The organism is Micromonospora sp. DT178, assembly GCF_049841695.1.
Lineage (GTDB): Bacteria > Actinomycetota > Actinomycetes > Mycobacteriales > Micromonosporaceae > Micromonospora.
Genome location: NZ_JBNCKV010000016.1, coordinates 1 through 23535 on the forward strand (window position 1 = coordinate 1; position 23535 = coordinate 23535).

21 protein-coding genes, 2 tRNA genes and 1 pseudogene are annotated in these 23535 nt (G+C 74.0%); 13 read left to right on the forward strand and 11 right to left on the reverse strand.

The window, feature by feature from the left end; genetic code table 11:
* Positions 1 to 188 precede the first annotated feature (188 nt).
* The 3 genes from ACLQ22_RS24530 to ACLQ22_RS24540 form a co-directional block, all read right to left on the reverse strand.
* Complete coding sequence (locus ACLQ22_RS24530) at positions 189 to 1556, reverse strand: ABC1 kinase family protein (RefSeq protein ID WP_425694394.1); 1368 nt, start codon at positions 1554 to 1556, stop codon at positions 189 to 191.
* Between the two features lie 78 nt (positions 1557 to 1634).
* Positions 1635 to 2687 (reverse strand): TOMM precursor leader peptide-binding protein, encoded by a 1053-nt coding sequence (locus ACLQ22_RS24535; RefSeq protein ID WP_425694513.1) that lies wholly within the window; start codon positions 2685 to 2687, stop codon positions 1635 to 1637.
* A 219-nt stretch (positions 2688 to 2906) separates the two neighbouring features.
* A complete protein-coding gene (locus ACLQ22_RS24540; protein ID WP_012014940.1) occupies positions 2907 to 3074 on the reverse strand; it encodes a DUF5679 domain-containing protein in 168 nt (55 codons plus the stop codon).
* 550 nt (positions 3075 to 3624) lie between these two features.
* On the opposite strand from ACLQ22_RS24540, the gene ACLQ22_RS24545 reads away from it, so the two are divergent.
* Both ACLQ22_RS24545 and ACLQ22_RS24550 read left to right on the forward strand, forming a co-directional pair.
* Positions 3625 to 4155, forward strand: a complete 531-nt coding sequence (locus ACLQ22_RS24545; RefSeq protein WP_416605970.1) for a M48 metallopeptidase family protein — start codon at positions 3625 to 3627, stop codon at positions 4153 to 4155.
* A 152-nt stretch (positions 4156 to 4307) separates the two neighbouring features.
* Positions 4308 to 4922 carry a hypothetical protein gene (locus ACLQ22_RS24550; RefSeq protein WP_425694395.1) on the forward strand — a complete coding sequence of 205 codons (615 nt, stop codon included), beginning with the start codon at positions 4308 to 4310 and terminating at the stop codon, positions 4920 to 4922.
* Positions 4923 to 5158: 236 nt separating this feature from the next.
* Here ACLQ22_RS24550 and ACLQ22_RS24555 read toward each other — a convergent pair whose 3' ends face one another.
* Positions 5159 to 6394, reverse strand: coding sequence for a zinc-dependent metalloprotease (locus tag ACLQ22_RS24555; protein WP_425694396.1), 1236 nt, complete (start codon positions 6392 to 6394; stop codon positions 5159 to 5161).
* 182 nt (positions 6395 to 6576) lie between these two features.
* On the opposite strand from ACLQ22_RS24555, the gene ACLQ22_RS24560 reads away from it, so the two are divergent.
* The 3 genes and pseudogenes from ACLQ22_RS24560 to ACLQ22_RS24570 form a co-directional block, all read left to right on the forward strand.
* Positions 6577 to 7590 carry a YlbL family protein gene (locus ACLQ22_RS24560; protein WP_425694397.1) on the forward strand — a complete coding sequence of 338 codons (1014 nt, stop codon included), beginning with the start codon at positions 6577 to 6579 and terminating at the stop codon, positions 7588 to 7590.
* Between the two features lie 178 nt (positions 7591 to 7768).
* A complete protein-coding gene (locus ACLQ22_RS24565; protein WP_425694398.1) occupies positions 7769 to 10798 on the forward strand; it encodes a UPF0182 family protein in 3030 nt (1009 codons plus the stop codon).
* 164 nt (positions 10799 to 10962) lie between these two features.
* A pseudogene (locus ACLQ22_RS24570) lies at positions 10963 to 11085 on the forward strand (SigE family RNA polymerase sigma factor); the annotation flags it as partial.
* Here the strand turns inward: ACLQ22_RS24570 and ACLQ22_RS24575 are convergent.
* On the reverse strand, positions 11028 to 11327 hold the full coding sequence (locus ACLQ22_RS24575) for a hypothetical protein (RefSeq protein WP_425694530.1): 300 nt from the start codon (positions 11325 to 11327) through the stop codon (positions 11028 to 11030). The pseudogene ACLQ22_RS24570 and the gene ACLQ22_RS24575 overlap by 58 nt on opposite strands.
* A gap of 75 nt (positions 11328 to 11402) precedes the next feature.
* On the opposite strand from ACLQ22_RS24575, the gene ACLQ22_RS24580 reads away from it, so the two are divergent.
* From ACLQ22_RS24580 to ACLQ22_RS24595, 4 genes are all read left to right on the forward strand, one after another.
* Positions 11403 to 11846: a hypothetical protein gene (locus ACLQ22_RS24580; RefSeq protein WP_425694531.1), complete on the forward strand. Its 444-nt coding sequence runs from the start codon at positions 11403 to 11405 to the stop codon at positions 11844 to 11846.
* A gap of 125 nt (positions 11847 to 11971) precedes the next feature.
* A tRNA-Met gene (locus ACLQ22_RS24585) sits at positions 11972 to 12048 on the forward strand.
* A 604-nt stretch (positions 12049 to 12652) separates the two neighbouring features.
* Positions 12653 to 12729: transfer RNA gene (locus tag ACLQ22_RS24590), tRNA-Met, on the forward strand.
* A 364-nt stretch (positions 12730 to 13093) separates the two neighbouring features.
* The gene (locus ACLQ22_RS24595; protein WP_425694399.1) at positions 13094 to 13342 is read left to right on the forward strand and encodes a hypothetical protein; all 249 of its coding nucleotides are present in this window, start codon (positions 13094 to 13096) and stop codon (positions 13340 to 13342) included.
* A gap of 146 nt (positions 13343 to 13488) precedes the next feature.
* On the opposite strand, the gene ACLQ22_RS24600 is transcribed toward ACLQ22_RS24595, so the two are convergent.
* A complete protein-coding gene (locus ACLQ22_RS24600) occupies positions 13489 to 14820 on the reverse strand; it encodes an ABC transporter substrate-binding protein (protein ID WP_425694400.1) in 1332 nt (443 codons plus the stop codon).
* Positions 14821 to 14986: 166 nt separating this feature from the next.
* Here ACLQ22_RS24600 and ACLQ22_RS24605 point away from each other — a divergent pair, with 166 nt between their 5' ends.
* On the forward strand, positions 14987 to 15820 hold the full coding sequence (locus ACLQ22_RS24605) for a phosphoribosylaminoimidazolesuccinocarboxamide synthase (protein ID WP_366639462.1): 834 nt from the start codon (positions 14987 to 14989) through the stop codon (positions 15818 to 15820).
* A gap of 143 nt (positions 15821 to 15963) precedes the next feature.
* Here ACLQ22_RS24605 and glpK read toward each other — a convergent pair whose 3' ends face one another.
* The gene (gene glpK, locus ACLQ22_RS24610; protein ID WP_425694401.1) at positions 15964 to 17448 is read right to left on the reverse strand and encodes a glycerol kinase GlpK; all 1485 of its coding nucleotides are present in this window, start codon (positions 17446 to 17448) and stop codon (positions 15964 to 15966) included.
* 93 nt (positions 17449 to 17541) lie between these two features.
* On the opposite strand from glpK, the gene ACLQ22_RS24615 reads away from it, so the two are divergent.
* Entirely contained in the window at positions 17542 to 18480 is a 939-nt protein-coding gene (locus tag ACLQ22_RS24615) for a ribose-phosphate diphosphokinase (protein ID WP_425694402.1), read from the forward strand.
* A gap of 43 nt (positions 18481 to 18523) precedes the next feature.
* On the opposite strand, the gene ACLQ22_RS24620 is transcribed toward ACLQ22_RS24615, so the two are convergent.
* Positions 18524 to 18991: an ATP-binding protein gene (locus ACLQ22_RS24620; protein WP_425694403.1), complete on the reverse strand. Its 468-nt coding sequence runs from the start codon at positions 18989 to 18991 to the stop codon at positions 18524 to 18526.
* A 120-nt stretch (positions 18992 to 19111) separates the two neighbouring features.
* Here ACLQ22_RS24620 and macS point away from each other — a divergent pair, with 120 nt between their 5' ends.
* Both macS and ACLQ22_RS24630 read left to right on the forward strand, forming a co-directional pair.
* On the forward strand, positions 19112 to 20239 hold the full coding sequence (macS, locus tag ACLQ22_RS24625; protein ID WP_425694404.1) for a MacS family sensor histidine kinase: 1128 nt from the start codon (positions 19112 to 19114) through the stop codon (positions 20237 to 20239).
* A gap of 76 nt (positions 20240 to 20315) precedes the next feature.
* The gene (locus ACLQ22_RS24630) at positions 20316 to 20978 is read left to right on the forward strand and encodes a response regulator (RefSeq protein ID WP_425694514.1); all 663 of its coding nucleotides are present in this window, start codon (positions 20316 to 20318) and stop codon (positions 20976 to 20978) included.
* Positions 20979 to 21030: 52 nt separating this feature from the next.
* Here the strand turns inward: ACLQ22_RS24630 and ACLQ22_RS24635 are convergent, their stop codons facing one another.
* The 3 genes from ACLQ22_RS24635 to ACLQ22_RS24645 all read right to left on the reverse strand — a co-directional run bounded on the left by ACLQ22_RS24635 (position 21031) and on the right by ACLQ22_RS24645 (position 23495).
* A complete protein-coding gene (locus ACLQ22_RS24635) occupies positions 21031 to 21603 on the reverse strand; it encodes a DUF5709 domain-containing protein (protein ID WP_425694405.1) in 573 nt (190 codons plus the stop codon).
* A gap of 105 nt (positions 21604 to 21708) precedes the next feature.
* On the reverse strand, positions 21709 to 22437 hold the full coding sequence (locus ACLQ22_RS24640; RefSeq protein ID WP_425694406.1) for an ATP-binding protein: 729 nt from the start codon (positions 22435 to 22437) through the stop codon (positions 21709 to 21711).
* Between the two features lie 59 nt (positions 22438 to 22496).
* Positions 22497 to 23495: an SDR family oxidoreductase gene (locus tag ACLQ22_RS24645; protein ID WP_425694407.1), complete on the reverse strand. Its 999-nt coding sequence runs from the start codon at positions 23493 to 23495 to the stop codon at positions 22497 to 22499.
* Positions 23496 to 23535 lie beyond the last annotated feature (40 nt).

The following is a 23535-nucleotide window of genomic DNA, read 5'->3' on the forward strand; positions in this document are numbered from 1 at the left end:
CCCCACCCGCGCGGCGCGCCCCGGGGGGTTTCTCTCGCCCCCCCCCTTTGGTCGGGGGGGGGGGGCCGTTTCCCGGCCCCCGCCCCTCGACGCGTTCCGCGCCACCGCGCCACCGCGCCACCGCGCCACCGCGCCACCGCGCGCCGGCCGGTCGGCCGCTCAGTCGACCCAGCCGCCGGCCGGGCCGCTCAGCCGCCCGCCGGGGGCCGCCCGGCCGACGGGGCGAAACCGGGCAGCCAGCGCTCCAGGATGCCCCGGTAGGGCGCCTTCGCCTCCAGCTGGCAGAGCACGCCGATCGAGCCGAGCGTCACCCGGTGGATGAGCAGGTACGACGGCGGCAGGTTGAGCTGCCGGCTCAACTGGTACGCGGGGGAGCGGGGGCTGGCCAACCGGGTCGCCTCCGTGCGCAGCCAGGCCCGGGTGAACCGGAACTCCTCGGCGGCGATGGGCTCCAGCATCGGACGCAGGAAGTCGAGCACCGCCTCGGCGTCGATCTCCTCGGTGGGGCCGATGAAGCCCTCCGAGCGCAGGCCCGCCACCACCTCGTCGGCGTCGCCCCGCAGCGCCAGCGCGGCGATGCGGCCGATCGGCTCGGGCGTGCCCTCCGGCATCCGGGCCACCGCGCCGAAGTCGATCACGCCGAGCCGGCCGTCCGCCAGCAGCCGGAAGTTGCCCGGGTGCGGGTCGGCGTGCAGCAGCCCGGCCCGCTGCGGCGCGGACAGGTGCAGGATGGCCATCAGCCGGCCGGCCTCGTCGCGCTGCTCCTCCGTGCCCTCGCGGATGATCTCCGCCAGCGGGGTGCCCTCCACCCACTCGGTGACCAGGACCCGGGGCGACGCCGAGACCACCGCCGGGATGTGGATCTCCGGATCGTCCGCGTACGCGGCGGCGAAGGCGCGCTGCGACTCGGCCTCCAACTCGTAGTCGAGTTCCTCGGTGATCCGTTCCCGCAGCTCCGCCAGGAGCGGCTTGACGTCCAGCCCGGGCTGGATCGCCCGGAACATCCCACCGAGGCGGGAGAGCTGCTTGAGGTCGGCGAGCAGGGCGTCGCCGGCACCCGGATATTGGATCTTGACAGCCACGTCGCGGGACTGCGGCGCGCCGGAAGGCCCGTAGCCCGGCTCCCGCCACACCGCCCGGTGCACCTGGCCGATGCTGGCCGCGGCGGCGGGGGTGTCGTCGAACTCCACGAACCGGTCCCGCCACTCCGGGCCGAGCTGCTCGGCGAGCACCTTGTGCACGCTGGCCGCCGGCAGCGGCGGCGCCGCTTCCTGGAGCTTGGTGAGGGCCTGCCGGTAGGGGGCGGCGATCTCCTCGGGCAGGGCGGCCTCGAAGACCGACAGCGCCTGGCCGAACTTCATCGCACCGCCCTTGAGCTGCCCCAACACGCTGAAGAGCTGCTCGGCGGTGCGTTGCTGGATCTCCGCGGAGATGACGTCGGAGGCGAGCCCCGTGACGCGCTTACCCATGCCGAGGACGGTCCGACCGGCGAAGCCGAGCGGCAGAGCGGCGAGCTTGGCGGTCCGGGACACGGCCCGGCGCGGGATGTCGGTCACCCGGCCATTGTTACCGACTCCGGGGGCCCACGGCTGCTCTGCCGCCGGGCTGGGTGCCCGTCCCCGCCTTCGGGGGCGTCACCGGCGTCGTCGCGAACATCCGCAGGAGGGGTGCGGCGGCCACATCCGGCGGCGGAACCGCCCCGCCCCGGTGATCTCCACCGCGCAGCCCAGGGTCTCCGGGGTGCCCCCGTCGAGTTGGGCCAGCGCCTCGGCCGCCGCGTACGCCCCGGCCGCTAGCAGGGTCGCGGTGGCGCACGCCTGCTCGCCGGCGCCCGTGGCGAGCTGGGCGGCCAGCGCCGGCCAGTCCGGGTCCCGGTCCGCCCGGTGCAGGTCGAGGCAGTTCAGGCAGGGACCGGCGGGCGGGCGGACGAGCGGGCCGACCACGGGCACGCCCTCCCGGAGGCCGAGCAGCAGGTGCGGCTGGCGGCGCTGGGCGTGACCGGCGGCGAGCAGGGCGGCCGGCCGGTCCGTGCCGAGCTGGACGACCAGGTCGACCCGGCCCCGCCGCAGAGGGCCCGTGCCCGTGCCGGGGGCGGCCCGCTCGACGGCGTCGCGTACCGCCCGGGCGAGCGGACGGCCGAGCGCGGCGGCCGGAATGCCCGTGCCGACCAGGTCCGCCGGCCGCACCGGGCCGGCCAGGTCCGGGTGCACGTGCCCCACCCCGGCCTGGGCCAGCGCCAGGGCGACCGGGGCGCCGAGGCGGCCGGCGCCGCTGACCACCACCCGGGCGGCCAGCCGCCGGCGCAGCACCTGGGCGGGCGTGCCGGGCAGCCGCGCCGCGGCCAGGGCGAGCGCCCCCGCCTCGGCGGTGAGCCGGGCCCGGGGTGGGCCGGCCAGGTCCTTCGGCAGCAGGGTGTGCGCGGGTACGACCAGGCCCGCGGCCCGCAGGGCGTCGAGCAGGGCGCGGGCCTCGTCGGGGGCCACCTCGGCGGCGACGGCGTGCGCCAGGACCAGCCGTTCGCTGCGGGTGCCGTCGAGCAGGTCGAGCAGGCGGGCGGCCCGGGGATCGGCGATCTCTAGTAGCACGGCGCGGCCCGGCTCGACGCCGAGTTGGAGAGTGTGGCGGTCCCGCCAGAGTCTGGTGAGGCCCGGCAGCAGGGTGGGACGGGGCAGCGTGGCACGGCGCATGACACCGATCGTGACCGTGTCCGTGCTCACCGTCGATCGTTGTCCACAGGTGCGCGGTGCCCTGTCCAGGGCTGTCCACAGGAAATTCCGGGATATCCACAACTTGCCGGTAACCATGTCGGCGAGCCGACAGTGCACGACCGGGTACGCCGGCGGATCAGGTGTGGTGATGCCGGAGGGGGCGGCCGACGGCCGCCCCCTCCGACGCATCCGTGCGGGTCAGACCTTCGCCTTGCCCAGGATGCGGTTCACTGTTGTGCCGCAGACCGGACACTTGCCCTTGGCCATGTTCATCCCGGTCTTCGAGACCTCGACGCGGCCCTCGAAATCCCGCTTCTCCTTGCACTTGACGCAGTAACCGTTGTAGGTCTGGGCCTGGTCGGCCACGGTGCCCTCCTCGTCTCGTCCGCCGGCCGATGCCGTCCCGGCGGGGGTTCCCGGCGGCGGGCCACTCGGGCACCGGCGCTGGGGTCGTTCTCCCACGGCCACGCTCGTGACCGCTGGTCCGCGGACCCTACCCAGGTGTGGGCGGTTCCATGTCAGCTGTGCTTCGTCACTGTGAGCAAGTCGACGTCGAGAGTGTGCATGGCGAATTACGTCGGATAAGTCAGTTTGGCGGGGACACGCCGACCGAATCCGGTCAGATGCCCCGTGCGGGGCACCCCGAGCTGCGCCCGCCACGGAGATCACCTAACGTGGAGGGGACGCCCAGCCGCATCCGACGGAGGCCACCGGTGCCACGCCCTCCGCACCCTCGGACGGCCGCCACGAAGGGTGACGGCGACGAATCGTCGTGACCCGGCAAAGATTTTTTGGGACTCCTCCCGACCAATCACCATTTTCCGGGCGAGTGTCGGGGTGTTGACCCTTGCGGACCCCTGGTCAGTACGCATTAGCTTTCCTTCGTGACAGGAATCCGAGGCTGCGCGGCCCGCTGATGGCAGGGGTGCGGAAGCCGGTCGTCGAGGTGCGGCGCAGCCAGCGTCGGCGACGCACGGTGTCCGCGTACCGCGACGGTGAACGGGTCGTCGTCCTCATCCCGGACCAGTTCTCCCGGGCCGAGGAGAGCGAGTGGGTCGACCGGATGCTCGCCCGGCTCGCCGCCCGGGAGGGGCGCCTCGCCCGGTCCGACGCCGAGCTGCTCGCCCGGGCCACCCGCCTGATCAAGCTCTACCTCGCCGAACACGGCACGCAGGCCGTACCGACGAGCGTCCGCTGGGTCACCAACCAGAACGGCCGGTGGGGGTCCTGCACCCCCGACGACGGCACGATCCGCATCTCGCACCGCGTCCGGGACATGCCCGACTGGGTCATCGACTACGTGCTCATGCACGAGCTCGCGCACCTCATCGTGCCCAGCCACAACGCCCGGTTCTGGGCCCTCGTCGCGCGCTACCCGAAGTCCGAGCGGGCGCGCGGCTACCTGGAGGGCGTCGCGGCGGCCTCCGGCACCCCGCTGACGGACTGACCCCTCGCCACCTCCTGCCGGCGCTGCCGGCGCCGTTGGCAAGATCTTGGTAGGAAACGGCCCATCCAGGGGCCCGTTCCTACCAAGATCTCGACGCCGCCTCCCCGCGCCCGTCGCTCGTGGCCCGTGGCTCGTCCGGTTAGGGTCGTGGGGTGGCCCGACGTGTGGTGGTGGCGTTGCTCGGACCGGTGACCTGGGCGCCGCCCGGTACCGACCCGGTGGACTGGCGGGCCGCGCTCGCCGAGGACGTGGTCGACCTGCTCGCCACGCTCAACGAGGTGGAGACGGCCGTCGCCGTCACCCCGGCGGACCGGGGGCTGGCCGACGCGGTGGTCTGGCCGGACACGGCCGTGTACGAGGTTCCCGAGGCGACCCCGAACGCCGTCTTCGCCGCCCTCGCCGACACCGGCTACGACCAGGTGGCCGTGATCGCCGGCGACGCGCCGGACGTGCCGGGCCTGACCATCGGCAAGCTGCTGCGCCCGCTCACCACCCGGCCGGTCGCGGTCGCCCCGGTCGAGGGCGGTGGACCGGGGCTGCTCGGCGTGGCAACGCGGCTGCCCGTACCGACGTGGCTGCCGGCGCTGGACCTGGACACCGCGCGGCCCGCGGCCGTGCGCGCGGCGGCGCCGCGACCCGGCGACCTGGCGGTGACCCCGGCCTGGCGACGCCTGCGTGGGCCGGACGACCTGGCCTTCCTCGACCCGGCGGTGGAAGGCTGGGAGACCACGCGCGCCCTGCTTTCCGGCACCGCACAGCCCCGCTGAGCTGCGGACGGCCAACCCGGCGGTCCGCCCGCGACGTCGACGGCGACCCGGTCGTGGCCGACGGCGACCCGGTCGTGGCGGCCGACCGCGCACCGGAAGCAACCCGCGCCGACCGGGACCTGGCCGGGCACCCGGCCACGACCCGTCGATCGCCGGCAGGGGCCGCCCGACCCGGGCGGGTCGAGCGGCCTCCGCCGTCGGGCAGGTCAGGGCGGGCGTCGCCGTCCTTGGGCAGGTCAGGGGCGGGCGTCGCCGTCCTCGGGCTCGTCGTCCGGGCGCCGCTGCTCCGGCTCGCCGGGGGCCTTCTCCTCCGGGCCGCCCGGCGCGCTGAAGTCGAAGCTCTCCAACTCGCCGAGGTCCCACTCGGACATCGCGAAGGCGACCGGGTCGGCGAAGTCGTCGTCGGAGGGGAGCAGGTCGGGGTGGCCCCACAGGGCGTCCCGGCCGGAGATGCCCCGGTGCTCGGTCAGCGCCGCCCAGAGGGCCGCCGCCTCGCGCAGCCGGCGCGGACGCAGCTCCAGGCCGACCAGCGCCGCGAAGGTCTGCTCGGCCGGGCCACCGGCGGCCCGGCGGCGGCGGAACGCCTCGCCGAGGCTCACCACGTTGGGCAGCCGGCCGCTCGCCGCGCTGTCGACCACGTGGCACACCCAGCCCTCGACCAGGGCCAGGGCGGTCTCGAGCCGGGCCAGCGACGCCTTCTGCGCCGGGCTGTCCTCCGGCGTGAAGATGCCCTCCAGCGCGATGGCCTGCATCGACTCCGGGTCGGTCGGGTCGACCCGGCCCATCGCCTCCTCGATCGCCTCCCGGTTGACCCGGATGCCGGCGGCGTACATCTCCACGGCGTTGAGCACGTGCCCGCGCAGCCATGGCACGTGCTGGAAGAGCCGCTGGTGGGCGGCCTCACGCAGGGCGACGTAGAGGCGCACCTCGTCCTCGGGCAGCTCCAGGCCCTCGCCGTACGCCCGGATGTTGGCCGGGATCAGCGCGGCCGTGCCGGCCGGGCCCAGCGGCAGCCCGATGTCGCCGGCGGAGAGCACCTCCGCGGCGAGCGAGCCGAGCGCCTGGCCGAGCTGACCGCCGAAGAGCGCGCCGCCGAGGGTGGCGACCATCGACTGCATCGGGCCGAGCTGGGCGCGCGCCTCCGGCGGCACCAGGTCGCCCATCGCGCCGACCATCCGGCTGGCGACCGGGTCGCAGAGCTTGCGCCAGACGTCGAGCGTCTTGTAGATCCACTCGTTGCGGTTCCAGGCCAGCGAGGTCTGGATGCCCGAGGGCAGGGCGGAGGCCGGCTCCAGCCAGAGGTCGGCGAGCCGCAACGCCTCCTCCACCGCGTTGCGCTCGAAGGGCGACACCGCCGGGTCGCCCGCGGCGGCGAGTTGGCTGGCGGCCACCTGCCGGGCCAGGTCCCAGTTGACCGGCCCGCTGCCCGACGCGGAGAGCAGGTGCTGCAACTGCGACATGAACTGCTGCATCTGCGCGGGATCGTTGGGGTCTGGTGGTTGCCCACCCGGGAGCGCGAAACCGAACGGAATATCAGGCACGACGTCTACGGTACGCGCGCCGCGCCCCAGGTAGCTGCCGCTGGCGTTGCGCTGAGGGCGAAGTCGCGATTCACCCGCCGGAGGCCCCGATCCCGGTCGGTACGCTCTGCCGCATGAGACGTCGCGGCGTGACCGTCCTGCTCGGTGCTCTGCTCACCGCTCTGCTCAGCATCGGCGTGCTCGGCGCGCCCATCCCGTACGTGGTGCTCGGCCCGGGGCCGACCGTCAACACGCTCGGCAAGGAGAACGGCAAGGAGGTCATCCAGGTCACCGGCCGGGAGACGTCCACCTCCGCCGGCCAGCTCCGGCTGACCACGGTCGGGGTGCAGCCCTCGGTCAAGCTGCGCTCGGCGATCCAGGGCTGGTTCTCCGACGACGAGGCGGTGGTGCCGCGCGAGCTGGTGTACCCGCCCGGGGAGACCCGCAAGGAGGTCGAGGAGCGCAACGCGGAGGACTTCAAGGTCTCGCAGACCAGCGCGGAGACCGCGGCGCTGCGCGAGTTGGGATACCCGGTGCAGGTGGTGGTCAAGACCGTCGCCGCGGACGGCCCGGCGGCCGGCGTGCTCAAGCCCGGCGACGTGCTGACCTCGGTCGACGGGGAGCCGGTCCCGTTGGCCGCGCGCCTCACGGAGCTGATCAGGGCGAAGCCGGCCGGGACCGCGTTGGAGATCGGCTACACCCGCGAAGGCGCCGCCGCGACGGCGAAGGTCACCAGCCGGGAGCAGGACGGGCGGCCCCGCGTCGGCGTCGAGATCGAGCAGCAGCAGCCGCACCCGTTCACCCTGAGCATCGACCTGGAGGACATCGGCGGGCCGAGCGCCGGCCTGATGTTCGCCCTCGGCATCGTGGACAAGCTGACCCCGGAGGACCTGACCGGCGGCAAGGTCATCGCCGGCACCGGCACGATCGACGACTCCGGCCGGGTCGGCCCGATCGGCGGCATCGCCCAGAAGCTGGTGGGCGCGAAGGAGGCCGGCGCGGTGGCGTTCCTGGTGCCGGCGGCGAACTGCGCCGAGGCCGTACGCAACCCGCAGCCCGGGCTGCCGCTGCTGAAGGTCGGCTCGCTGGACGAGGCACTGACCACGCTGGAGACGCTGCGCGCCGGGGGTCAGCCGACTCGCTGCTGACCACGGGCGCGGGCGTTCCCGGCGTACGTGGCGGGCCCGCACCGGCCGCCCGTCCGTCGACGCTTCCGCCGCGCGGCGCGACGCCGTGTGACCTTGGACCGACACGTTCAGGAACACCCCGTACTCTGGGTGCCTGGTCGGAGCCGATCACATCGAGCGTGCGGAGCCAACAGTGGTCATGAAGAGCAGCAGCCCCCTGCCGAGGATGAGCCGACGCGGACGCGTCACGATCGGTGTCCTGGTCGGGGTGTTCGTGCTCTTCACCCTGCTCGGCTGGGGTGTCCAGGCGTGGACGGACTGGCTGTGGTTCGACGAGGTCCGCTACACCGGGGTCTTCACGGGGGTGCTGACGACCCGGCTGCTGCTCTTCTTCGTCGTCGGCCTGGGCATGGCGTTGTTCGTCGGCGGCAACCTCTGGCTGGCCCAGCGGCTGCGTCCCCGGATGCGCCCGCACTCGCCGGAGCAGGCCACCCTGGAGCGTTACCGGATGCTGCTGAGCCCCCGGCTCGGCCTGTGGATCGCGCTGGTCGCCGCCGTGGTCGGCCTCTTCGCCGGGCTGTCGGCGCAGAGCCGGTGGAACCAGTGGCTGCTCTTCCGCAACGGCGGGGACTTCGGCGTGAAGGACCCGGAGTTCGGCATCGACGTCGGCTTCTACGTCTTCCAGTTGCCGTTCCTGCGCTACCTGCTCGGGGTGGGCTTCACCGCGGTGGTGCTGTCCGTGATCGGCGCGCTCGCCGTGCACTACGTCTTCGGCGGCGTCCGCCTCCAGGGCGTCGGCGACCGGATGACCAACGCCGCCCGGGCCCACCTGAGCACGCTCGTCGCGGTCTTCGTCCTGCTGAAGGCGCTCGCGTACGTGCTGGACCGGCGCGCGATGCTGCTGGAGTACGGCAACGGCCCCGTCTACGGCGCCGGCTACGCCGACGTCAACGCGCTGCTGCCGGCCAAGGAGATCCTCGCCTACATCTCCATCGTCGTGGCGATCGCGATCATCGTCTTCTCCAACGCCTGGATGCGGAACCTGGTCTGGCCGGGCATCTCGCTCGCCCTGCTGGGCGTCTCCGCCGTCGCCATCGGCGGCATCTACCCCTGGGCGGTGCAGACCTTCGAGGTCAAGCCCAGCGCGAAGGAGAAGGAGGCGCCGTACATCGAGCGGAGCATCAAGGCCACCCGCTCGGCGTTCGGCCTGGAGGCGGCCACCACCACGCCGTACGCGGCGAGCAACCTGACGCCCCCGGCGACCCTCGCCACGGACACCTCCGTGGTGCCGAACATCCGGCTGCTCGACCCGCAACTGGTCTCCGAGACGTACACCCAGCGCCAGCAGGTCCGGCAGTTCTACGACTTCGGCGAGAAGCTGGACGTCGACCGCTACGGGGTCAACGGCAAGGTGCAGGACTACGTGGTGGGCCTCCGCGAGGTCAACTACCGGCAGCTGACCCCCCAGCAGAACACCTGGATCAACCGGCACACCGTCTACACCCACGGCTACGGGCTCGTGGCGGCGCCCGGCAACCGGGTGGTCTGCGGCGGGCAGCCCTTCTTCGTCTCCGGCTTCCTCGGCGACCCGCAGGAGCAGCAGAAGGAGCAGGGCCAGCAGACGACCGAGCAGTGCGCCTCGCAGACCGAGCAGATCGCGGCGAAGCAGCCCCGCGTCTACTACGGCGAGCGGATGGACGCCAGCGACTACGCGATCGTCGGCCAGACCGACCCGGCGCGGAAGGCGGAGTTCGACCGCCCGGTCGGCGAGGGCGGCGAGTCCTACACCTACACCGGTGAGGGTGGCGTCGAGATCGGCTCGTTCACCCGGCGGCTGCTCTACGCGATCAAGGAGCAGGAGTCGAACTTCCTGCTCTCCGACGCGGTCAACGACAACTCGAAGCTGCTCTACGTGCGTAACCCCCGCGACCGGGTGGAGAAGGTCGCCCCGTTCCTCACCCTCGACGGCGACCCGTACCCGGCGGTGGTGGACGGCCGGATCCAGTGGATCATCGACGGCTACACCACGGCGGCGACCTACCCGTACGCCGAGCGCGTCAACCTCCAGGAGCAGACGGCCGACGAGCTGACCGGGCGGGGCACCTTCCAGCTCGCCCGCGAGAACGTCAACTACATCCGCAACTCCGTGAAGGCCACCGTCGACGCGTACGACGGCACGGTCCGGCTCTACGAGTTCGACGAGACCGACCCGGTGCTCAAGGCGTGGAACAAGGCGTTCGGCGGTGACCTGGTGGTGCCGAAGTCGGAGATCCCGGCCGAGCTGGCCGAGCACTTCCGCTACCCGGCCGACCTGTTCAAGGTGCAGCGCAACCTGCTGACCCGGTTCCACGTGACCGATCCCGGCGCCTTCTACTCGGAGACGGACTTCTGGCAGGTGCCGAACGTGCCGGACGCCCCCGACACCGGCCAGAAGCAGCCGCCCTACTACCTCTACACGCAGTTCCCCGGCCAGGAGTCGGCACGCTTCCAGCTCACCTCGGCGGTCACCCCCAACGGCCGGGAGAACCTCGCCGCGCTGATCTCCGGGTCGTACGTGGACGGGCAGCCGAGGCTGGAGGTGCTCGACCTGCCCGACCAGACGCGGGTCTCCGGCCCGGTGCAGGTGCACCAGTCGATGACCAACAACGCGAACATCCGGCAGCAGCTCAACCTGCTCCAGTCCCAGCAGGCCCAGGTGCAGTACGGCAACCTGCTCTCCCTGCCGTTCGGCGACGGCATGCTCTACATCGAGCCGGTCTACGTGAAGACCGCCGCGCAGAACGCGCCGCCGCTGTTGCAGCGGGTGCTGATGTCCTACGGCGACGGCGGCTCCTACGTAGTGCTGGCCAACAACGTGGCCGACGGCATCAAGCAGCTCGTCGAGCAGGGCAAGCAGGCCGCCGCCCCGGGTGCCCCGCCGCCCGCCGGTGGTACCCCGCCGCCGGCCGGGGGCACGCCGCCGGGTGGGACCGCACCTCCGCTGACCGGCGAGCTGGCCGAGGCGGCGAACCGCGTCCAGACCGCCATCGCGGAGGTTCGGGCCGCGCAGACCTCGGGCGACTTCGAGCGGTACGGGCGCGCGTTGAAGGCGCTCGACGAGGCGCTCACCGCCTTCCAGCAGGCCCAGCGGGCCGCCACCGGTGCCACCCCGGCCTCTCCGACGCCCGGCGCCAGCGCCCCGGTCTCCCCGGCACCGGGCGGCAGCGCCACACCCACCCCGGGCGGCTGACCCGCACCACCCTCGCGGCGCCCCCGGCCGACGGACCGATCCGGTCCCGACGCCGGGGGCGCTGTCGCGTTCGCGACCACCGGCCGGGCGCCCGCAACCCGCCACCCCGTGGCGCCGTCTCTCCTGCAAGATGCGGGTTCGACCGGGGAGCGTGGGTCGGAGACATGAGAGACGCGACGAGCTTCGACGAGTTCTACCGGAGCACCTCCCGACGGATGCTCCGCTACGGCTACGCCGTGGCCGGTGACCACACCGAGGCACAGGACCTGGTGCAGGAGGCGTACGCCCTGGTCGGCGGGCTGGCAACCGGCACCGGGCTGGTGCTCGCCGAGGAGCGCGACCCCCTGCCGCCGCCCGCCGCCGCCCCGCCGCCGGCGACCGTACCGGCCTCACGGACCGCGTCCGCCCCGCCGACTACGCGTACGCCGGCGGCCACGCCGGGACGCACCGGCGCCGCGCCGCCCCGGGCGCCCGGCAACGTCCCGGACCGGGCGTTCTTCGTCCAGGCGGCCGCGAACCGGACGGGCATGGAACCGGTCTTCCGGGACACCGACGCGCTGCCGGCGCTCTGCGACGCCCGCTACCGCAGCGCGACGCCGGGATCGTGCAGCGCCGCACCCGCAACCTGGCATACAAGCTGCCGCAGACCCCGCTGGGGTACGTCCCGGACGGCAGCTACACACACACCGTCACCCTCTACCGGCCGGGCCGGGCCGACGACTTCCTCCGCGAGCTGCGGGCGGCGGTCCGGGACTGCCCCGCGCAACCCGGGGTGGGCGGCGGCAACGCGTCGACCTCCCGACCGCGGCTGCTGGCCGACGACGGCTTCGGGGACGGGTCGGTGCTGTTCGAGATCCGCACGCCGGCCCGGGACGTCGACGGCAACCCCGCGGGCGGCGACGAGGTCCGGCTGGTCCGGGCGATCCGGGTCGGCGACGTGGTGACCGTGCTCTGGGAACAGGGCTGGGAGGGCACCTCCTCGACGCGGTCGCAGGTCGACGCCGACAGCCGGCGGGCGGTGGACGCGATCAAGGGTTGGCTGCGCTGAGGCGTACGCTCGCCCGGGCCCGCCGGACCCCGAACCCGTCCGGCCGGCGGGACGCGGGCCCGGGTGGCCGTCCCCGGGGTCGTTTTGCGGCGACGGGGGTCGGTGGGATACGGTATACGAACCGACGCGGGGTGGAGCAGCTCGGTAGCTCGCTGGGCTCATAACCCAGAGGTCGCAGGTTCAAATCCTGTCCCCGCTACCACATCGGAACGGCCCCGGACTTCAATCCGGGGCCGTTCCGCATTTCCGGGCCACCCACTGCCCGACGATCCTCCGCCTGGTTCTGGTTCTGGTTCTGGTTCTGGTTCCCGGCTCCTGGTGCCTGGTTTCTGGTTCCGGCTCCGGGTGCTGGCTCCCGGTCTCTGGCCGCCTGCCGCTGGGTTGTGTTGTAGCCGGACGGATCGCGTGACGCCGGTCACTCCGTCTGATCGCTGACACGGGTGGACGTCTGGGGCACGGCGCATCCACCGCCACAACCACGAGCGCCGGTCCAGCGAACGGGTGATCAGGACGTCATGGACCCTAAAAAGCCTGGATAAGGTCCATGACGTCCTGATCACCAGGCGCTCGCGCGAGAGAAGGCGACGCACTAGCGCCAAAGGAGGTAGCTCGGAAGCGGACCGAGATGTTTCATCACGGCCCCCGCGGTCGGACGCGGCGGGAGCCGGGCTGGGGCGTCGGTGCCGAGGTCGGGTGCCTCGCGCCGGCCTCCGGTGCAGGTTTACGCTGGTCAGGGCGGGATTCACTGTGGGATCGGGGGTCCGCTGATCATTCTGGCGCTGAGTGCGCTAGAGTTAACGAGCCGACGCGGGGTGGAGCAGCTCGGTAGCTCGCTGGGCTCATAACCCAGAGGTCGCAGGTTCAAATCCTGTCCCCGCTACCACGTCGGAGAGGCCCCGGAGATTGTCTCCGGGGCCTCTCCGCATCTCGGCCTCCGGCGTCGACGTGTTGCGCCGGTCGATGCCCCCGTCGACGTGCGCCCGGACGCGGACCGGCCGGTGGAACGGTGCCGGGGCGGGCCGGCCGGCCGGCGGGAGCGGCTGGCCCGGGACATCCAGGACTCCGTGCTCCAGGTGCTCGCGGCGCCGGGCGCAGGCCGGCTGGTGGAACGGCGCCGGGGGCGGACCGGCCGGCGAACGGCTCCAGGCCTGGGCTGGCCGGAGGAACGCTCCGGGCGCGCCTGGGCGCGGCGCGGGTTCCTCGTCGACCGACGTGCCGAGGTTGCGGTTGTCGGCGAAGATGTGGGCATGTCTGTTTTCGGTAAGTGGTGGGGCCGGTTCACCGCCGTCCTCGGTGCGGTCGTGTTGTCGGTGTTCGTGCCCGTCGCGGCCTGGGCGTCCACCGGTACGGGTGAGCTCGTGGTGGAGGCCGCACGGCGGCGACGCGGTGGCGGCTTCGGCTTCATCGGCCTGCTCTGCTGCCTGGTCGTGGTCGCCGGCGTCGTCTTCCTCCTGATGCGCATGATGCGCAACCGCCGGGGCGGCCCGCCGCGCTGACGCGGCCGCCAGCGCGACGGTGGCCCGCCAGCGCGACGGTGGCCCCGCCGCGCTGAGGTGGGGCGCCTGCGTGACGGTGGCCCGCCTCGGTCGAGGCGGAGCATCCGACCGGCATTCCTGTCGGGGCAGCCTCGCGGTGACCGGCCCTAGCCGGCCAGCGCCGCGTTCGCCTGGGCCATGAAGCGGGCCGTCGCCGCCCGGGGGCCGGTTTCGCCGCCGCGTATGCCCTCGGCGGCCTCCAGCAGCAGCGCCCGTACCCGGGAGTGGCCCTGCGGCGGTGGGCTGGGCGCGGGTCCCAGCCGGGCGGCCAGTGCGGTGCCGAGGGCCGCCGCGCGCCGCTGCGCCGGATCGGTGATGCTGCCCTCGACGTAGCTGCGTACGGCGAGGCTGGGGCTGAGCCCACGCTCGTGACCGAGCACGCTCCCCGCCTCGCCGTTGCCGGTCAGGAAGTTGATCACGTCCGCGACCAGGGCGGGGTGCCGGGTGCCCCGGAAGGCCGCCCAGTACATCGACGCCCGGTGCCACTGCGCCTCCGGGGGACCCGGCATGGCGGCCAGGCCGAGTTCGGCGTCGGTGAGGCGCTGGAGTTCCGGCAACTGGTGCGACCAGGCGAACGAGGCGGCCGTGGCGCCGGTGACCACGAGCTGCCGGGTCGGCTCGCCGCCGTCGGCCTGCTCCACCAGGGCGGCGCTCGGGGTCGCCCGGCCGGACCGGGCCCGCCGCCACAGCTCGAACCACTCGATCAACGCGTCGGCGTCGAAGCCGAGCTGTCGACCGCGGTAGAACTCGCCGCCCTGGCCGCGCAGCCAGAGCCAGAAGGCCCGGGAGTCGCCGGACGGGTCCATCGTGCCGGCCACCCGGCCCTCGCTCACCCGGGTGACCCGCCGCGCCCAGGCGACGTACTCCGTCCAGGACATTCCCGTGCTCGGCTCGGGCAGCCGCAGCCGGCGCAGCAGCGTGCGGTCGTAGACCACGGCGGCGGCGGTCTGTGCCGCGGCGACGCCGACCGTACGGCCGTCGACCTGCCCGTAGCGGACCAGGCCGGGGGGCAGGGTGCGCAGGTCGAGGCGGTGGTCGGCGACGTACCCACTGAGGTCCAGGACGATCTCGCGGCGGGCGTACTCGGTGAGCATGCTGTCGTCGAGCTGGATCAGGTCGGGCACGTTGCCGCCCGCGGCCTGGGTGGCCAGCCGGTCGTAGTAGCCGCCGGCGCCCTGCCAGGTGACCCGGAAACCGACGCGGGGATTGCGGTCGGTGTAGAGCCGCAGCACCCGTTCGGTGAGTTCGGCCCGCTTCGCCCCGCCGTACCAGAACACCGACAGCTCGACCGGTCCGGTCTCCACCGGGGCCGCGCGGCCCTCGGTGCACCCGGTGAGCCCGCCGGTCGCGAGCACCGGCGCGCCCAGCATCGCGGCGAGCACCCGACGCCGGCCCGGGTCCGCTCCGGCGCGGGACAGCGGGGATCGGGCGACGGGCACGAAGAACTCCTGGCGGACCGGTGGGGTGGGCGGCCGGATCATTCACGCAGGCGCGCGGAAGGGTGTCAACGTACGTCCGGCCACACCAGCACACCCCAGGCGTACGCATCGATGCCCGCAGCCACCGGCGGAGGCCGTACGCGGCCCGCATGGTGTACTAGGGCGCGTGGAACTTCTGCACTCGGGCAAGGTCAGGGACGTCTACGCCGACGGCGAGGACCTGATCCTGGTCGCCTCCGACCGCATCTCGATCTACGACGTGGTGCTGCCGACGCCGATCCCCGACAAGGGCAAGCTGCTCACCGCGCTCTCGCTGTGGTGGTTCGAGCAGCTGGCCGACCTGGTGCCGAACCACGTCATCTCCGCCACCGACGTGCCGGCGGAGTTCGCCGGTCGGGCGATCCGCTGCCGGCGGCTGGAGATGGTCGCGGTGGAGTGCGTCGCCCGGGGCTACCTGACCGGCGGCGGCCTGAAGGAGTACCAGCGCACCGGCGCGGTCTCCGGCGTCGAGCTGCCGCGCGGGCTGGTCGAGGCGTCCATCCTGCCCGAGCCGATCTTCACCCCGTCGACCAAGGCGCCGGTGGGTGAGCACGACGAGCCGATCACCTTCGCCGAGGTGGTGGACAAGGTCGGCGCCGAGACCGCCGAGCGGCTGCGCCGGATCACGCTCGACGTCTACCGCCGGGGCGCCGAGCTGGCCGCCGACCGGGGCATCCTGATCGCCGACACCAAGATCGAGCTGGGCTGGGCGCCGGACGGCACGCTGACCGTCGGCGACGAGCTGCTCACCTCCGACTCGTCGCGGTTCTGGCCGGCGGAGTCGTACCAGCCGGGCCGGGCGCAGTTCTCCTACGACAAGCAGTACGTCCGGGACTGGGCGGTGGAGAGCGGCTGGGACAAGCAGGCCCCGGCGCCCGAGGTGCCGGCCGAGGTGGTCGAGGCGACCCGGGCCCGCTACGTCGACGTCTACGAGAAGCTCACCGGCAACCGCTGGGACTGACCCCGGGGCCGCCACACCCGGGGGTGCGACGACGCGGCGGCGGAGACACAGAGGGCGGCCCCGCACACCCCGGCCGGGTCGTGGCGCCCGGCGGGGCGGTTCGCGGTCGGCCGGGCGGCGCGGCGGTCAGTGCGGGGCGGCGGTCAGTCCACCCAGTCGAGGGTCCGCTGGACGGCCTTGCGCCAGTTGCGCAGCTCCCGCTCCCGGTGCGCCGGTTCCATCGTCGACTCCCACTGCGCGTCGGAGCGCCACTGGGCGCGCAATGTCGCCAGGTCCGGCCAGAAGCCGACCGCCAGGCCGGCCGCGTACGCCGCGCCGAGGCAGGTGGTCTCGGTGATCCGGGACCGGACCACCGGCACGTCGAGCACGTCGGCGAGGAACTGCATCAGCAGCACGTTGGCCGTCATCCCGCCGTCGACCCGCAGCCGGCGCAGCGCCACGTCGGAGTCGGCGTTCATCGCGTCGACCACCTCGCGGGTCTGCCAGGCGGACGCCTCCAGCGCCGCCCGGGCCAGGTGCCCCTTGGTGATGTAACCGGTCAGCCCGGCGATCACCCCGCGCGCGTCGCTGCGCCAGTGCGGGGCGAACAGCCCGGAGAAGGCCGGCACGACGTAGCAGCCGCCGTTGTCGTCGACGGTGCGGGCCAGCTCCTCCACCTCGGGCGCGCTGGAGATCAGCCCGAGGTTGTCGCGCAGCCACTGCACCAGCGAGCCGGTGACCGCGATCGCCCCCTCCAGCGCGTACGCGGCGGGCTGGCCGTGGATGCGGTAGGCGACCGTGGTGAGCAGGCCGTGGGTGGAGGGGACCGGGCTGGCGCCGGTGTTGAGCAGCAGGAAGCTGCCGGTGCCGTAGGTGCACTTGGCCTCGCCCGGCTGGAAGCAGGTCTGCCCGAACAGGGCGGCCTGCTGGTCGCCGAGCGCGCTGGCGACCGGCACCCCGGCCAGGACGCCGGTGGCCTCCCCGTAGACCTCGGCGGAGCTGCGGATCTCCGGCAGCATCGCGGCCGGCACCCCCATCGCGTCGAGCAGCTCCGGGTCCCAGTCGAGGGTGGTCAGGTCCATCAGCAGGGTGCGGCTGGCGTTGGTGACGTCGGTGACGTGCCGGCCGGTCAGCTTCCAGACCAGCCAGCTGTCCATCGTGCCGAAGAGCACCTCGCCGGCCTCGGCGCGCCCGCGCAGCCCGTCGACGTGCTCCAGCAGCCACCGCAGCTTCGGCCCGGCGAAGTAGGTGGCCAGCGGCAGCCCGGTGCGGGAGCGGAACCGCTCCTCGCCGTACGCCTGATCCAGCTCGCGCAGCAGCGGCGCGGTGCGGGTGTCCTGCCAGACGACGGCGTTGGCCACCGGCCGGCCGGTGGCCCGGTCCCAGACGAGCGTGGTCTCCCGCTGGTTGGTGATGCCCACGGCGGCGAGCCCGGCGGCGTCGGTGCCGGCGGCGTGCAAGGCCTCCCGGACCACCCGCTGGACGTTGTCCCAGATCTCCTCGGCGTCGTGTTCCACCCAGCCCGGCCGGGGGAAGATCTGCCGGTGCTCCCGCTGGGCCACGGAGACGATCTCCCCGGCCCGGTCGAAGACGATGCACCGCGAGGAGGTGGTGCCCTGGTCGATGGCGGCGACGTACTGGGGGGTCACGGCAGCACCGTACCCGGCCCGGCCGCTCTTCGCCGGCCGGCGGCGGGCCCCGGCGGGGAACGGGTCCCGTTCCCGTCCGTACGATGTGCGGACGTGCGTGACATCGCCGTCTTCAGTGGTACCGCCCATCCCGAACTCGCCGCCGAGATCTGTGCCCACCTCGATGTGCCGCTGCACCCGGTGCGGGTCTCCCGGTTCGCCAACGACTGCCTGGAAGTGCAGTTGCAGGCCAACTGCCGGGAGCGGGACGTCTTCCTGATCCAGCCGTTGGTGCCGCCCGTGCAGGAGAACCTGGTCGAGCTGCTGCTCATGATCGACGCGGCCCGGGGCGCGTCGGCCGGCCGGATCACCGTGGTGCTGCCGCACTACGCGTACGCCCGGTCCGACAAGAAGGACGCGCCGCGCATCTCGATCGGCGGGCGGCTCGTCGCCGACCTGCTCACCTCGGCGGGCGCGGACCGGGTGCTGGCGATGACCCTGCACTCGCCCCAGGTGCACGGCTTCTTCAGCGTGCCGGTCGACCACCTGCACGCGCTGCGCGAGCTGGCCGACCACTTCACCCGCTACGACCTGAGCAACACGGTGGTGGTCTCGCCGGACCTCGGCAACGCCAAGGAGGCGGCGGCGTTCGCCCGGCGGCTCGGCACCCCGGTGGCCGCCGGGGCGAAGCAGCGGTTCAGCGACGACCGGGTCAAGATCAGCGCGGTGATCGGCGACGTGACCGACCGGGACGTGATCGTGCTGGACGACGAGATCGCCAAGGGCAGCACGGTGATCGAGCTGATGGAGCACCTGCGCGAGCTGAGGGTCCGCTCGATCCGGCTGGCCTGCACGCACGGCCTCTTCTCCAGCGGCGCGTTGCGGCGGCTGAGCGAGCAGGAGGGCGTGCTCGAGATCGTCTGCACCAACACCGTGCCGATCCCCGCCGACAAGCGGGTGCCGAAGCTGGAGATCCTGTCCGTGGCACCGGCCCTGGCCGAGGCGATGCGCCGGATCCACAACGGCGAATCGGTCAGCGCCCTCTTCGCCTGACCGGCCCCGGGCGCCAGGCCCCCACGTACCGTCGGCGCGGGGGTCAGTCGCGGCGGTGGCGGCCGGTGTGCTGGGGGGCCACGGCGGCGGCGCTGATGCGGACCGTCGTGCCGCGCGCGCCGGTCTCCACGTCCATGCTGTCGCTCAGTTCCCGGGCCAGCCAGAGGCCCCACCCGCCGGCGGTGTCGGCGGCGGGGCGGCTCCGGTCGCCCAGCCGCTGCGTGCTGATTCCCTGCCCGTGGTCGGCGACCTCGCAGAACAGGTGGCCCGACTGCCGCCACAGCCGCAGCCAGCCCCGGCCGCCGCCGTGCCGGACCGCGTTGGTGATCAGCTCGTTGACCGCGAGCACGAAGTCGTCCAGGCGCTGCCCGCTCAGCCCCGCCGCGTGCGCGCAGGAGGTGACCGAGTGGCGAAGCTCGGTCACCTGGGCCTGGTCGAAGGCCTCGGCGATGAGGAGGGAAGGTTCGATGGGCACAACCGTACGCTGTGCTCCGGGTTCCGCATTCGTCATGGCCCCGTCCCGACAGCGGATCGTGGATGTTTCGCGGCTTTTCCACCGTACGTCAGGGTTTCTCCGAGCGCATCCGGCGGCCCACGGGGCCGTCCTGACGGTTGTGGCATCGTGACGGGCGTGTCGACGCCGCCCGGTGGTTTCGAGGTCCCGCTCTGGCGGGCCATCGCCGTGTTCCGGGTGGCCTCCCTGGCGTACGTCTGCGTGCTGGCGCTCCGGGACGCCGACCGGTACGCCCACCCGCTCGCGGCCGGCGGCCTGGTCCTGCTGATGGCGGCCTGGACCGGCGTGACCGCCGTCGGCTACGCCGACCCGGCCCGCCGGGGCTGGCCGCTGCTCCTGGCGGACCTGGGGGTCGTCGTCGGCATCATGCTGGCCACCCCGTGGGTGATCGGGCGGACGGCGCTCGCCGCCGGCGTGCCCAGCCTCGCGGTGGCCTGGCTGGCCGGACCGGTGCTGGCCTGGGCGGTCTCCGGCGGCCGGCGCCGGGGCACGGTCGCCGCGCTGGTGCTCGGCGCGGCGGACCTCGCCACCCGCGAACGGATCGGCCAGTCGTCGCTCACCGGGGCGATCCTGCTGCTGCTCGCCGGCGTGGTCGTCGGGCACGTCGCCCGGCTGGCGGTGACCGCCGAGGAGCGGCTGCACCGGGCGGTGGAGCTGGAGGCCGCCACCCGGGAGCGGGAGCGGCTGGCCCGGGACATCCACGACTCCGTGCTCCAGGTGCTCGCGCTGGTGCAGCGGCGCGGCGCCCACCTGGACGGCGAGGCCGGGGAACTGGCCCGGCTCGCCGGGGAGCAGGAGGCCGCGCTGCGCGCCCTGATCGGCGGCGCCGCGCCGGTCGGGTCCGCCGCGCACGGCGGGTCCGTGGATCTGCGTGGGCTGCTCGGCCGGTACGCCTCGGCGACGGTCTCGCTGTCCGCGCCGGCCACCCCGGTGCCCCTGCCCGGGCGGGTCGCCCACGAGCTGGCCGCCGCGACCGCCGCCGCCCTCGACAACGTGGCCCGGCACACGGACGGGCGGGCCTGGGTGCTCGTCGAGGACGAGGGGGCGACGGTGACCGTGTCGATCCGCGACGAGGGTCCGGGTTTTCCGGACGGCCGGCTGGAGGAGGCCGCCGCCGAGGGTCGGCTCGGTGTCGCCCGGTCGATCCGGGGCCGCCTCGCCGACCTCGGCGGTACGGTGCGGATCACCTCGGCGCCGGGCGTCGGCACCGAGCTGGAACTGACCGTTTCGCGGGAGGGCCCGTGAGCGCGAGGAGTGAGCCGGGTTTGCGAGCCCCGCAGTCGCGAACGAGGGAGGCACAGCCGTGACAGGCGTACGGGTGATGGTGGTGGACGACCACCCGATGTGGCGGGAGGGGGTGGCCCGGGACCTCACCGAGGCCGGCCACGTCGTCGTCGCCGCCAGCGGGGAGGGCCGGCAGGCGCTGCGGGTCGCCGCCGCCGCCCGGCCGGACGTGGTGGTCCTCGACCTGCAACTGCCGGACGTCTCGGGAGTGGAGGTGGTCCGCGGATTGCGCGCCGTGCTGCCGGAGGTGCGGGTGCTGATGCTCTCGGCCAGCGGCGAGCAGCAGAGCGTGCTCGACGCGGTGAAGGCGGGCGCCACCGGCTACCTGGTCAAGTCGGCCGCCCCGGCGGAGTTCCTGGAGGCGGTGCGCCGGACGGCGGCGGGGGAGCCGGTCTTCACGCCCGGCCTGGCCGGGCTCGTCCTCGGCGAGTACCGCCGGCTCGCGGCCGACCCGGGCGGCGCCGACCACGCCGCCGGACCCGACGCCCGCGGCGCCGGCCCGGCACCCCGGCTCACCGACCGGGAGACCGAGGTGCTGCGCCTGGTCGCCAAGGGGATGTCCTACAAGCAGATCGCCGAGCGGCTCGGGTTGGCCCACCGCACCGTGCAGAACCACGTGCAGAACACGCTCGGCAAGCTCCAGCTGCACAACCGGGTCGAGCTGACCCGGTACGCGATCGAGCGGGGCCTCGACGACTGAGGGCCGCCGGGGAACCGCCCCCGAAGGGTTCCCCGACGGCCCCCGGGCCGGCTCAGACCGAGTGCGGCGGACGCGTCTCGTGGATGGCCAGCTCCTCGGCGCTCGCGCCGCCGCCGGCCGAACCGGCGTCGTACGCCACCGAGTCGGTCTCCTGGTCGGTGTGCGCCCCCTCGTCCGGTTCGACGAGCCGGCCGACCTGGCCGTCGCTGACGCCACCGAGCTTGCCGTGGTCGTAGAGGGACACCGGCGAGTCCGGGTCGGAGGTGGGGCCGGGGTCGAGCACGTCCGCGTCGAGCTGGGCCTGCGCCGCCGCCTCCTCGCTGTCGGCCTCGGCGGCGATGTCCGGGTCGACGGGGCCGGCGAGCGGGTCGTCGGCCGGGCGTTCGTGCTGCTCCCGGTCGAGCTTGTAGTCCAGCGACTCGCCGTCCAGCTGCTCCTCGGCGGTGTTCCCGTACCGGTCCACCGCGACCGGCGTCCGGTCGCCCGGCAGCTGGGCGGGGTCCGGGCCGTCCGCCTCGCGCCCGGTCAGGACGTCGTCGTTGGCGGTCGAGTCGTCGTCGGCGGTGTCGGGCAGGCCCTCCGCCTCGGGGTCGGACACGGGGGTCGGGTACTCGTCGTCGCGCATGGCTGATCACTACCCACTGCCCTCCCGGCATAACCGGTGCCGCCCGTGGCCATCCGGGCGGAAGCGGCACGTCGGGGGACGGCGGGGCAGGAATCGGTGCGGCGGTCAGCCGTGCGGGGCGGGGGTCTCGTCGTCGGCGTGCAGCACGCACCAGACGACCTTGCCGTCCGGCACCCGGCTGCTGCCCCAGCTGCGGGCGACGGTGTTGATCAGCAGCAGCCCGCGCCCGCCCGCGGTGTCCAGCGGCGCGTGCCCGGTGAACGCCGGCTGCCGCGGCGAGTGGTCGCGTACCGCCAGGTGCAGCGCGCCGTCGCGGGGGGCCAGGCGGACCGTCATTCCGGTGTGCGCGTGGGCGACCACGTTGTTCACCATCTCGGTGACCGCGATGCAGGCCGGCTCGGTCAACTCGGACAGGCCCCAACGCCCGCACCCCTCCGTGACGAGCTGCCGTGCCTGCCGGGCCGCCCCGACGACGGGGGGAAGGTAGGTCTCGACCACCGCGGCCGGCGGCGCGGCGGCCAGCCCGGCCAGCGCCCCGGCCAGGGTCGGCCAGGCCGGCACCCCCTCGACGTCGCCGGTCGGATCGCAGAGCAGCAGGTCGGCGGCGGGCCAGTCGCGCACCTCCCGGTGCACCTCGGCGAAGACGTCCCGGGCCGCCGGATCCGCCACCCGCAGGGCGGTGAGGTCGGCGACCACCGGGCCGGGCTGGCCGCAGAACCGGGCGAGCAGGCCGTCGCGCACCACGTCGACACCGGAGCGGTCGAGTGTCCCGGTCAGCCGGAGCACCCCGGATGTCTCGTCCGCATCCACCCGGCAGCGCGCGTCGGTCGCCATGATCGCCTCATTGTGCACCGTCGGCCCCGACCGCGCACCCGACCGCTCCGCCGCCGACATCAGCGGTCCGTTCGCGCGCGGCGGGTCATCGCCGCCACCGTCCCGACGGCCGTCCCCGCCGCCGCCAGCCCGAAGGCGGCGGTCATCCGCACCAGGTGCCGCCGCCGGCCGTGCCAGCCGCCCTCGCGCCGCGCCGCCGCGTCGGGGTGGAAGACGTTGCCGGTGCTCTCGGGCCGTGGGGCGGGCCCGAACTGGGTGCGGTGCGTGTACCAGCCGAGGACCCGCTCGGCGAACGCCGGGGCGAGCCGCCACTGGAGGCCGATCAGCCGGGCGGCCCCGCCGGCGTACGCCTCGCGTCTCGGGCGGCGCAGCAGCCGGACGATCGTCTCGGCCACCACCTCCGGCGGGTAGACCGGGGGTGGCGGCACCAGCTCCCGGCCGCTGTGGTTGGCGGCGTGCCGGAAGAACGGGGTGTCGATGGTGGCCGGCAGCACCGTGCAGATGGAGATGTCGCCCCGCCCGGTGACCCGCATCTCCTGACGGACCGTGTCGGCCAGCCCGCGGATGCCGTGCTTCGCGGCGTTGTACGCCGACTGGTAGGGCATCGCCACCTCGGCCAGCACCGAGGCGTTGTTGATCAGTACCCCGCCACCCGCCGCGCTCAGCTGGGGCAGGGCGGCCCGGATGCCGTACGCGGCGCCGAGCAGGTTCACCTCCAGCACCCGGCGGAACTCCTCCACCGGGATCTCGTCGAAGAGCCCGACCGCGCCGACCGCGGCGTTGTTGATCCAGCCGTCGATCCGGCCGAACTCGGCGACCGCGCGGGCGGCGAGCCGCTCGACGGCCGCCGGGTCGGTCACGTCGGTCGGCACCACCAGCGCCCGTCCGCCCAGCTCCCGGCACCGTACGGCGACCTCCTCCAGCGCCGTTTCGCTGCGGGCGGCCAGCACCACGGCGGTGCCGCGCCGGGCGAGGGCGTACGCGGTGGCCGTGCCGATGCCGCTGGAGGCACCGGTGAGCACGACGGTGGCGTCGGCGAGGCTGCGGGTCAGAGGCATTCTTCGCCCGTACCCCCGTCGGCAGGGGTCATGCGGCCGA